This window comes from Kitasatospora sp. NPDC004289 (assembly GCF_053602875.1).
In genome coordinates, this window is record NZ_JBSGEL010000176.1 from 1 (window position 1) to 2,275 (window position 2,275).

2 protein-coding genes are annotated in these 2,275 nt (G+C 68.4%); one reads left to right on the top strand and one right to left on the bottom strand.

Annotated elements, in window-relative coordinates; translation table 11 throughout:
* Positions 1-479: tetratricopeptide repeat protein (locus ACWEPF_RS39850; protein WP_452176524.1), on the top strand; the 479-nt coding region annotated here is incomplete at its 5' end.
* Positions 480-774: 295 nt separating this feature from the next.
* Here the strand turns inward: ACWEPF_RS39850 and ACWEPF_RS39855 are convergent.
* The gene (locus tag ACWEPF_RS39855; protein ID WP_452176525.1) at positions 775-2,241 is read right to left on the bottom strand and encodes a replication-relaxation family protein; all 1,467 of its coding nucleotides are present in this window, start codon (positions 2,239-2,241) and stop codon (positions 775-777) included.
* Positions 2,242-2,275 lie beyond the last annotated feature (34 nt).

The following is a 2,275-nucleotide window of genomic DNA, read 5'->3' on the forward strand; positions in this document are numbered from 1 at the left end:
TCGACGCCCTCACCGAAGCCGCCGACATCTACCGCGAGCTGGGTGACCAGCACAGCGAAGCCATGGCGTTGAACAACCTCGGCGGCGCCCTGCAGGAGGTACGCAGATTCCAGGAGGCCATCGACGCCCTCACCGAAGCCGCCGACATCTACCGCGAGCTGGGTGACCAGCACAGCGAAGCCATGGCGTTGAACAACCTCGGCCTCGCCCTGCAGCAGGTACGCAGATTCCAGGAGGCCATCGACGCCCTCACCCATGCCGCCGACACCTTCCACGAGCTGGGTGACCAGCACAGCGAAGGTACGGCGTTGAACAACCTCGGCCTCGCCCTGCAGGAGGTGCGCAGATTCCAGGAGGCCATCGACGCCCACACCCACGCCGCCGCTACTTTCCGCGAGCTCGGCGACCAGCACAGCGAAGCCATCGCGCGGCGGAATCTCAATAGCGCACTTGAGGAGGCCAGGCTGCAGAAGGGTTAGTGGCGTGGTGTGTGGGGTCGGTGGCGGCGCTAGTAAACCGCAGAGGCCCGGTGTCGCAGACTTGGGTCTACTCGCGCTCGTACAATTCGGCTTCTTGGGTGGCCTCTTAGACCTGCTCGACATTCATTCCTGGGGCCCTGCGGCGGACGACCTCACGCTGATTTGAGCGACTGTTCACGTGAATTCCTTTCCACTTCGTCAGCGAGGGGTGTTTTACCAGCCTGCTCCATAATGCGCAAAGGGCCCCGCAAAATCTGCTTCGCGGGGCCCTTCGGTTGCTCGGTTCTCTGTTCGGTCAGCGGCTGTTCCGGGCCTTTTCGGCGTGGATGAGCCGGAGTTCCCACCACGGGTCGTCCGGTGTCTTCCGCTTGGCCTGGCGCAGTTCGCGGGCGGTGGGCGGGGTCAGGACGAGGGGGTCGCGGCCGCCTGTGTAGCGCTTGTAGTTGCACTGGGGGCACTCGGCGGTGTCCGGGGGTACTTCCTTGCTGGGTTCGAGCGGGTTGCCGTGTGCGCCGCCGAGGGGGCCCTTGCAGGTGTAGCAGGGCCAGCGGCGAGCGTGGGCGGCGCGGGCGGCCTGGAGCTGCTTCTCCTTCTCGGCGTCGGCCTTGGCGTCTTCGCAGTCGGCGCAGAGCTTGGTGCCGTCGCTGGCGCGGGGTTTGTAGTCGTACTCGTTCTCGTGGCGGTTGCAGCCTGGGCAGCGGGTGGCGTCGAGGCGGGCCTGCTCGGCGTCTTCGGCGGCCTGCTTCTCGGCGGCCAGGCGCGCTTGGGTGCGGGTGGTGTACTCGGTGTTGGCGAGCGCGTCGGGCAGGGTCTGCCAGTCCTGGCTGCCGAAGCGCCACCAGATCGGGGCGTGCGGGCCACGCGCCAGGAGCGTGCTGAGGTGGCAGTACATGATCGGGATGCTGCCGGTGAAGTCGAAGGGGTTGTCTGCCCAGCGGTCGTTGCTGGTGGGCTTCCAGTGCTGCTGGGTGAGGTTCATGACCTTGTTGGCGAGGTTGTTCACGCCGAGTGCGCCGGCTCCGCCGAGGACCAGGGCGATCGGGGGCAGGGAGGCGGTGCTGGCGCCTGGGTAGCGGCGGCGCCAGACGGGGAGCTTGTCGGCCTGGCCGAAGTGCTGCACGCCCTCGGGCTTGGGCGCGTTGTAGGTCAGGGTGCAGTACTCGGCGTACCGGTCGATCTTCTCGGCGATGAACTCCGGGGTCTCGTGGTGGAGGTCGACCTCGACCACGAGCAGCGGGACGCCGTCTTGGGGGGCGGTGAGGACGGCGTCGGCGAAGATGCCGCGGTCGCCGGGCAGTGGGTGGGGGGCTTCGGTGACCCAGTCGGCGATGGTGCCGATCGGCTCGCCGGGGGTGACCGGGCTGGTGAAGGTCATGATGACATTGTTGACGGCCATGGCGTGCGGGGCGCCGCTGGCGCGGCCGACGGAGCGGGCCCGGCCGCCGACCTTCCGCGAGGACGGCAACGTGCTCTTCGCGGCGTCCAGGCCGAGGTCGGTCAGCCCCCAGATCACCTCGCCCGCGCCGACCGGCCGCACCGGCTGGCGCTTCGGCTTGCCCTTGAGCGGGCTCGGCTTCGGCGCGGCGGGGCAGGCCGTGACCCGGTCCTCCACGGGCGGCAGGCCGGAGGTGGTGCCGCGCTTCTCGGCCAGCTTGTTGTCGAGGAGGTCGCGCAGCCCGCCCGCGACCGTGTTTCGCTGCTTGGCTTTATACGTGAGTGGTGAGAGCACCTGTCGCTCGGCGGCGAGAGCACCCCGTGCCACGGGAGAGTGATGTCGCCGAGTTTCGAGAACACCT